This window comes from uncultured Amaricoccus sp., assembly GCF_937858865.1.
Taxonomy (GTDB): Bacteria; Pseudomonadota; Alphaproteobacteria; order Rhodobacterales; family Rhodobacteraceae; genus Amaricoccus.
In genome coordinates, this window is record NZ_CALLYO010000492.1 from 1 (window position 1) to 8,059 (window position 8,059).

General features: G+C 69.4%; 9 protein-coding genes. 4 read left to right on the plus strand and 5 right to left on the minus strand.

Annotation, left to right across the window (positions count from 1 at the left end):
- Positions 1–257: GNAT family N-acetyltransferase (locus Q0112_RS14430; RefSeq protein WP_297976452.1), on the plus strand; the 257-nt coding region annotated here is incomplete at its 5' end.
- Between the two features lie 205 nt (positions 258–462).
- Here Q0112_RS14430 and Q0112_RS14435 read toward each other — a convergent pair.
- From Q0112_RS14435 to Q0112_RS14445, 3 genes are all read right to left on the minus strand, one after another.
- Entirely contained in the window at positions 463–822 is a 360-nt protein-coding gene (locus Q0112_RS14435) for a PRC-barrel domain-containing protein (protein WP_297976453.1), read from the minus strand.
- Between the two features lie 103 nt (positions 823–925).
- Entirely contained in the window at positions 926–1,840 is a 915-nt protein-coding gene (locus Q0112_RS14440; protein ID WP_297976454.1) for a LysR family transcriptional regulator, read from the minus strand.
- Between the two features lie 80 nt (positions 1,841–1,920).
- On the minus strand, positions 1,921–2,523 hold the full coding sequence (locus tag Q0112_RS14445) for a lytic transglycosylase (RefSeq protein ID WP_297976455.1): 603 nt from the start codon (positions 2,521–2,523) through the stop codon (positions 1,921–1,923).
- 270 nt (positions 2,524–2,793) lie between these two features.
- Between Q0112_RS14445 and hspQ the strand changes: the two genes are divergently transcribed.
- Together hspQ and Q0112_RS14455 are read left to right on the plus strand one after the other, a co-directional pair.
- The gene (gene hspQ / locus Q0112_RS14450; RefSeq protein WP_297976457.1) at positions 2,794–3,123 is read left to right on the plus strand and encodes a heat shock protein HspQ; all 330 of its coding nucleotides are present in this window, start codon (positions 2,794–2,796) and stop codon (positions 3,121–3,123) included.
- Between the two features lie 84 nt (positions 3,124–3,207).
- Positions 3,208–3,546, plus strand: a complete 339-nt coding sequence (locus Q0112_RS14455) for a DUF2794 domain-containing protein (RefSeq protein ID WP_297976464.1) — start codon at positions 3,208–3,210, stop codon at positions 3,544–3,546.
- A 65-nt stretch (positions 3,547–3,611) separates the two neighbouring features.
- On the opposite strand, the gene clpA is transcribed toward Q0112_RS14455, so the two are convergent.
- Both clpA and gloB read right to left on the minus strand, forming a co-directional pair.
- On the minus strand, positions 3,612–5,936 hold the full coding sequence (clpA, locus tag Q0112_RS14460) for an ATP-dependent Clp protease ATP-binding subunit ClpA (RefSeq protein WP_297976459.1): 2,325 nt from the start codon (positions 5,934–5,936) through the stop codon (positions 3,612–3,614).
- A gap of 193 nt (positions 5,937–6,129) precedes the next feature.
- Positions 6,130–6,891: a hydroxyacylglutathione hydrolase gene (gene gloB, locus Q0112_RS14465; protein WP_297976461.1), complete on the minus strand. Its 762-nt coding sequence runs from the start codon at positions 6,889–6,891 to the stop codon at positions 6,130–6,132.
- A gap of 130 nt (positions 6,892–7,021) precedes the next feature.
- On the opposite strand from gloB, the gene Q0112_RS14470 reads away from it, so the two are divergent.
- Entirely contained in the window at positions 7,022–7,813 is a 792-nt protein-coding gene (locus tag Q0112_RS14470; RefSeq protein WP_297976462.1) for a class I SAM-dependent methyltransferase, read from the plus strand.
- Positions 7,814–8,059 lie beyond the last annotated feature (246 nt).

Below are 8,059 nucleotides of genomic sequence, written 5' to 3' on the forward strand. Positions count from 1 at the left end.
ACCATCCCGCCGGGGCGGCCTTCGTCGCCCTCGCCGGCCCCGTCGCCATGATGCACGCCCTCGAGGTCTCGCCCGCCGCCCGCCGCCGCGGCCTCGGCGCCCGCATGACCCACGCCGCCGCCGACTGGGCGCGGCGGCAGGGGGCCGGGACCTTCGCGCTCGCCGTCACCCGCGCCAACACCCCGGCACGAACGCTCTACGCCGGCCTCGGCATGGCCGAAGCCGGCGCCTATCACTATCGCATCGCCGGCGGGTGAGGCGGCGCCGGCCCGTTAACGATGGTTTCGATCCGGTTAACAGCCGGACGTGTTATCCAATGATATCAACGACCCGACCAGGTGGGCACGCGTGCCCACCCCGTGCCCGGACGAGGAAACCCCACCGTCGCCGCGAGGAAAGCGCAACGGCGACGATGGAGCCGACCGGGCTGCCGGCCCTGCGACCGGCAGCCCCACTTGCCACTCACATCACCGGGTAACCGTAGTAGCCGCGGATGCGGCGGCCGTAGTCGGGATCGTTCCAGTCCGGCTGCTCCTCGTAGCCGTAGCTGGGCGCCCCCTCGAGCTGCTCGCGCGACACGTCGACCACATAGCCGCCGCGGGCGGTGTCGTAGGTCAGGCTCTCCCAGGGCAGCGGATGGTACTTCTCGCCGATCCCGAGGAACCCGCCGAAGGACATGATCGCATACTCGGCATGGCCGTCCTGCTTGCCGAGGACGATGTCGTCGATGGTGCCGAGATGCTCGCCCTCGGGATTGTAGACGTCCGTGCCCTTCACGGTGCTGGCGCGGATGGTGTCGTGGCTCATGGCAGTATCGGGCATGTCTTCCTCCGGGTTGGGATGGTGTGCCAGCGCAACGTCCCCCCGGGGCGGATCGTTCCTCCCCTCGCTTCGCGATTTTGTGCGGAGCGGCGCGGAACCCCCGCTAGGGGCAGGGCCAGCCGTCGGGCCCCATGCCGCGGAAATGCTCCGCCATGAAGTCGATGAAGACCCGGAGCTTCGGCTGCGGAAAGCGCCCCTGCGGATGCACGGCGTAGACGCCGAGGATCTCGGCCGGCCGGTCGGGCAGGACCTCGACGAGCCGCCCCTCCGTCAGCGCGTCCCCCAGCATGAAGGAGGGCAGCTGCGCGATCCCGAGCCCGGCCTCGGCCGCCCGCATCAGCGCCTCGCCGTTGTTGACCGTGAGCCGCCCGCCCACCCGGACCTGCCGCTCCTCGCCGCTCGGCCCGCGCAGGCGCCAGAAGTTGCCGCTCGAGAGCTGCGAATAGTGCAGCAGCCGGTGCTCGCTCAGGTCGTCGATCGCCCGCGGCGTCCCCGCCTCGGCCAGATAGCCCGGCGCCGCGGCGATCACCGTGCGCGTCGTGGCGAGCTTCCGCGCCTTGAGCGAGCTGTCGGCCAGGATGCCGATGCGGATCGCGAGGTCGAACCCCTCGGCGACCAGCTCGACGAAACGGTCGTCGAGCACCATGTTCACGTCGACCTCGGGGTAGCTGCAGAGGAACTTCGCCACCGCCGGCGCCACCTGCGCGACGCCGAAGCTCACCGGCGCCGAGATGCGCAGCGACCCCCGCGGCGTCGCCTGCATGGCGGTCACCATGCTGTCGGCCTCGCCGGCCTCGGCCAGCACCACCCGCGCCCGGTCGTAGTAGGCGAGCCCCACCTCCGTCGGGCTGACCCGCCGGGTGGTGCGGTTGAGCAGCCGCGCCCCGAGCCGCGCCTCGAGCGCCGAGACGTGCTTCGAGATCGCCGACTTCGACATGTCCATCTTGCGCGCCGCCTCGGTGAAGCCGCCGTGGTCAACGACCCGGACGAAGGCCTCCATCTCGGTCAGCCGGTCCATTCCGCGCGCCGCCCTGCCTGCATCAGCCGCCCGACGCTAGGCGCGCGCCCCCCGCGCTGTCAAACGCCGAGCGGATGCGCTCAGCGGACGGGGCAGCTCTGCAGCTGGACCTCGTAGAGCGTCGCCCAGGCCTCCACGTCGCGGGCGACCGGCGGCAGCCAGGCCTTCTTGCGGTAGCTGCCGCGGGCGAAGCCGGCCTTGCCCTCGTGATAGGCGAGATACTGGTTGTAGGTGTCGCGCAGCGGGACGCCGTTCACCTGGCTGTTGGTGCTCATGTACCAGCCGATGAAGTCGGACGAGTCGGCGAAGTCCGACCGGTCGGCGCGCCGGCGCCCGGTGTCCCGCATGTAGCCCTCCCAGGTCCCGTCGATCGCCTGGGCATAGCCGTAGGCGCTCGAGCGGGGCACCTCGCGCGAGAACCAGCCGCTGCCGATGCGCTTGGTCGGCCGCGCATCGTGCTGGAAGCTCGATTCCCGGGCGATGGTGGCGAGCTGCACCGAGACCGGAACGCCCCATTTCTCCTCGGTGCGCTTCATGGCCTGGAACCACTTCGGCCGCTCCGTCTGCATGCGGCAGGCATCGACCACCGTGCTCGGCGGCTTGTCGTGCCCGGAGCATGCGCCGAGGAGCGCAACCATGACGAAAAGGGCGAGCCGTCGCCCGCGTGCCTGACCTGCCTTCATCTCAACTGCTCGCGTGTCTTGCCGCACGTCGTCTGTCGACTATGCCAGATCCGCCGCGTCCGGCCAAGCAGAAGTCACGGACAATGCGAGGCAAAGCCGGAACGCGCCGGCGACAGCCCGCCGGAGCGTCGCCGCCGCGGCCGGTGCGGCAGATATGTCGCACTTCTCGCCCGCAGTGGCCGCGGCGCACCAGCCCGCCTTGCGGATTTGTGGACAGCAAGCCGGTCGAGCGATATTATCGCAACGTGGTGGTTCTCGGGGTGTACGAGAATGTTGCGCGTTTCGGCAAAGTTCGCTCTTGGTCAGGTGGTCCGCCACCGGGTTCATCCGTTCCGCGGCGTGATCTTCGACGTCGACCCTACGTTCAACAACACGAACGAGTGGTGGGAATCGATTCCGGAGGAGAGCCGCCCCCGCAAGGACCAGCCCTTCTATCACCTGCTCGCCGAGAACGAGACCACCTATTACGTGGCCTACGTCTCGGAGCAGAACCTCGTCTGCGACGACTCGGGCGATCCCGTCGATCATCCCGAGGTGTCGGCCATGTTCGGCGCCCTGCGCGAGGGTGGCCGCTACGACCTCGACGGCCACCTGCACTGACGCGACAGCTGCTGGCCGGTCGTTAGCCATCGCCCGGCGGCCGGCTTGCCAAAGCTCCCGGGCCCCGGCATGGTGGGCGCCATCATGATCGCCGGCGCCGAGATCGCACAGTTCCCGAGCCTTCCCGACACGGTCGCCTTCCACCGCACCGAGCTTTCCGCCATCCTCGGCATCTACGGTCGCGCCGTCGCCGCCGGCATCTGGCGCGACTACGGCATCTCGATGCTGCGCGACGCGGCGGTCTTCTCGATCTTCCGCCACAGCGCCGAGCACCCGATCTACCGCATCGAGAAGCGCCCCCGCCTCGCCGCGCGGCAGGGCGAATATTCGGTCATCGCCATGGACGGCCGCATCCTGCGCCGCGGCTCCGACCTCCGCCAGGTGCTCCGCGTCCTCGAGAAGGCGCTGATCCGCGCCGTCTGACGCGGGCGGGAACGCAAACGAAAGGGCCCGGACTTTCGTCCGGGCCCCCCCGATCCCGTCCCGGCCTATTCGGCGGTGAGCAGCCGCGGCTTCCTGGCGGTGATCCTCGGCGTCGCCGCCGGCTCGATCTTCAGCACAATGTCGCCGTTCTGCACCAGGACCTGCACGATGCCGCCCTTGGCGAGCTTGCCGAAGAGGAGCTCCTCCGCCAGCGGCTTCTTGATGTGTTCCTGGATCACCCGGCCGAGCGGGCGGGCGCCCATCTTGTCGTCGTAGCCCTTGTCGGCCAGCCACTCCGCCGCCTCCGGCGAGAGCTCGATCTGGACGTTGCGGTCCATCAGCTGCGCCTCCAGCTGGAGGACGAACTTCTCCACCACCTGCAGGATCACCTCCTTCGGCAGCGCCGAGAAGCTGATGACCGCATCGAGCCGGTTGCGGAACTCCGGCGTGAACATCCGCTCGACCGCCGCCGTGTCCTCGCCCTCGCGCCGCGACCGCCCGAAGCCGAGCGCGTTCTGCGCCTGCTCCTGCGCCCCCGCGTTCGAGGTCATGATCAGGACGACGTTGCGGAAGTCGACCGTCCGGCCGTTGTGGTCGGTGAGCTTGCCGTTGTCCATCACCTGCAACAGGATGTTGTAGACGTCCGGATGCGCCTTCTCCATCTCGTCGAGCAAGAGCACGCAGTGCGGATGCTGGTCCACCCCGTCGGTCAGCAGCCCGCCCTGGTCGAAGCCGACATACCCCGGCGGCGCGCCGATCAGCCGGCTGACCGTGTGCTTCTCCATATACTCCGACATGTCGAAGCGCAGCAGCTCGACGCCGAGCTGCTCGGCGAGCCGCTTGGCCACCTCGGTCTTGCCGACGCCGGTCGGGCCGGTGAAGAGGTAGTTGCCGATCGGCTTCTCCGGCTCGCGCAGGCCCGCACGGCTCAGCTTGATCGCCGAGGCCAACGCCTCGATCGCCTTGTCCTGGCCGAAGACCACCCGCTTCAGCGACTTCTCCAGATCCTTCAGCACCTCGGCATCGTCCTTGGAGACGTTCTTCGGCGGGATGCGCGCGATCTTCGCCACCACCGCCTCGATCTCCTTCGAGGTGATCGTCTTCCGCCGCCGGCTCTCCGGCAGCAAGTGCTGCGCCGCGCCGGCCTCGTCGATCACGTCGATCGCCTTGTCCGGCAGCTTGCGGTCGTGGATGTAGCGCGCCGACAGATCCACCGCCGAACGGATCGCGTCGGTGGTGTAGCGCACCTCGTGATGGTCCTCGAAATAGGGCTTCAGCCCCTTCAGGATCTTGAAGGCATCCTCGATCGTCGGCTCGTTCACGTCGATCTTCTGGAACCGCCGCGCCAGCGCCCGGTCCTTCTCGAAGTGCTGCCGGTATTCCTTGTAGGTCGTCGAGCCCATGCAGCGCAGCGTCCCCGACTGCAAGGCCGGCTTCAGCAGGTTCGACGCGTCCATCGCGCCGCCCGAGGTCGCCCCCGCGCCGATGACGGTATGGATCTCGTCGATGAAGAGGATCGCGTTCGGATGGTTCTCGAGCTCCTTCATCACGGCCTTGAGCCGCTCCTCGAAGTCGCCCCGGTAGCGCGTGCCCGCGAGCAGCGCCCCCATGTCGAGCGAGAAGATCGTCGTCTCGGCCAGGACCGCCGGCGTCTCGCCGTCGACGATCTTGCGCGCCAGCCCCTCGGCGATCGCCGTCTTGCCGACGCCGGGATCGCCGACGAGCAGGGGATTGTTCTTCCGCCGCCGGCAGAGGACCTGGATGCACCGCTCGACCTCCAAGTCACGGCCGATCAGCGGATCCACGTCCCCCCGGCGCGCCTTGTCATTCAGGTCGACACAGTATTTCTGCAACGCGGTCTCCTCGGTTTCCTTCGCCCCCTGGTTCTGCGCTTTCGTCTCGGGCGCTGCCTCCGCACCCTTCACCGGACGTGCCTCGCCGTAGGACGGATCCTTGGCGACGCCGTGGCTGATGTAGTTCACTGCGTCGTAGCGGGTCATGTCCTGCTCCTGCAGGAAATACGCCGCATGGCTCTCGCGTTCCGCGAAGATCGCCACGAGAACGTTTGCGCCCGTCACTTCCGAGCGACCGGAGCTCTGCACGTGGATCGCGGCACGCTGGATCACCCGCTGGAAGCCGGTGGTCGGCGCGGCCTCCGACCCTTCGATGTCGGAGATGAGCGCGTCGAGCTCCTCGTCGAGGAAGGCGACGATCGTCTTCCTCAGCTTCTCGATGTCGACGCCGCAGGCCTTCATCACCCGCGCGGCGTCGGGCTCGTCGGTCAGTGCCAGAAGGAGATGCTCAAGCGTCGCCAGCTCGTGCTTGCGCTGATTGGCCTGCCCGAGCGCGTTGTGGATTGCGGCTTCGAGGGTACTCGAGAAAGAGGGCATAATCCGCGTCCTTCCGGTCTGAACTCACCGGCTGTGGTGGGCCGGCGCGGGCAATGGACTGAGTGTTACCCGTCACCTGTTAAACTTCGGTTTTATCCATCGCGCTTCAAGGCCAGTATGCCACCCTTTGGCTGAAGCGCAAAAAGAATGCAGTGACGGGGTTCACACATGACGGCGATTCCCGGGCCCCTGCTCAGAATGCGTCCTTCCTGCGCCGCACCTCGGCGAAGACCTGGGCATCGGGCGAATTCTCCAGCCCCAGCCGGGACTTGAAATCCGCCTCCCGCACCCGCAGGAACGGGTTCGTCCGCCGCTCGAGATCGAGCCGTGCCGGCACCGTCGGCTCCCCCCGCGCGCGCATCGCCGCAATCTCCGCGGCGCGTGTCCTCAGCGCCACATTCTCCCCGTCCACCGTCAGCGCGAAGCGCGCGTTCGATTCCGCATACTCATGTCCCGAATAGACCAGCGTCGCGTCCGGCAGCGCCGCCATCCGGCTCAGGCTCTCCCACATCTCGTCCGCCGTCCCCTCGAAGACCCGCCCGCAGCCCATCACCATCAGGCTGTCCGCCGAGAAGAGCGCGCCCGCCTCGGCGAAATAGTAGGCGACATGCCCGACCGTATGCCCCGGCACGTCCAGCACCTCGGCGACGCTCCCGCCCAGCGCCACCGCGTCGCCCGGCCCCACCTCCACGTCGAGCCGCGGCAGCCGCGCCCTGTCGGCCCGGTTGCCGACAACCTTCGCCCCGCCGCGCAGCGCGTCGACCGCCTGGATGTGGTCGGCGTGATGATGCGTGATGAGGATGAGGTCGAGCATCCAGTTCCGCTTGGCCAGCTCGGCCTCGATCGGCCCCGCCTCCGGCGCGTCCACGAGCCCCACCCGGCCGCTCGCCGCGTCGCGCAGGAGATAGGCGTAATTGTCGCGGAGGCAAGGGACGGTGACGATCTCGAGCGGCATGGCTTTCTCCCCGGGGACGCTTCCCCCGCAGAGCATAGCGCCCCGCCCGGCACATTCCACGCGCGGCGGCCGCGGCGGCACGGCGTTCCGCCGTTGGCGCTCCCGCGGATTGTCGGCTAGGCTCGCGCCCATGCATCTCGACGTGCTCGACCTGCGCGCCTTCTACTACCGGACCCCGCTCGGCCGTTCGGCGCAGCGGCTGCTGCAGGAGGCCGTCCGCGGCCTCTGGCCCGACACCCGCGCCCTCTCGGTGGTCGGCTACGGCTTCGCAGCGCCGTTCCTGCGCCCCTTCCTGAAGGACGCCGCGCGGGTCCTCGCGCTCATGCCCGGCCCGCAGGGGGTGATGCCCTGGCCGGCGGCCGAGCCCAACCGCAGCGTGCTCTGCGAGGAGATCCGCTGGCCGATCGAGGCGGCGACCGTCGACCGCCTCATCGTCGCCCACGGCCTCGAGACCAGCGACCGGCCGGAGGCGCTCTTCTCCGAGATCTGGCGCGTGCTGGCGCCGGGCGGCCGGGTCATCTTCATCGTCCCCAACCGCTCCGGCCTCTGGGCGCGACGCGACGTCACCCCCTTCGGCTACGGCCGCCCCTACAGCCTCGGCCAGCTCGACGGCCTCCTGCGCACCCACCGCTTCGTCCTCGAAAGCCACGCCGCCGCCCTCTACGCGCCGCCCTCGCACCGCCGGTTCATGCTGCAGACTGCCTACTTCTGGGAGCGCCTCGGCCGCCGCTTCGAGCCGCGCGTCATCGCCGGCGCGCTGGTCGTCGAGGCCTCCAAGCAGGTCTACGCCCGCCCGCCCTCCTCCGGCTCCCGCGTCGCCGTCCCCGGCCCCCTCGACGTCCTCGAGGGCCTCACCCGCCCGAATCCCGAGCCCGTCCCCGGCCACGGCCGCCACGCCCTCGGCTCCTGCCGGGAGAGCTGACGCCACAGGCGGGGCCGCGCGGGGCCGCGGGCCATGTTTTCGACGCCAACATCGCCGCGTGCAAGCGGAGAAGGCACGCGGAGTTAGGCCTGACGGCTCAGGAGGCGCGGACCCGGCTACACAAGGCGGCCGAAGCGAGCCGCCGACGGGCTCGCCGGCCCCTTCCGCCCAACCGGGGACCCCCCCTCCTTGCGCTGCACCTGCGTATTGCGCCGCCTCCGACCCTCTGCTATCACCGCGCCGATT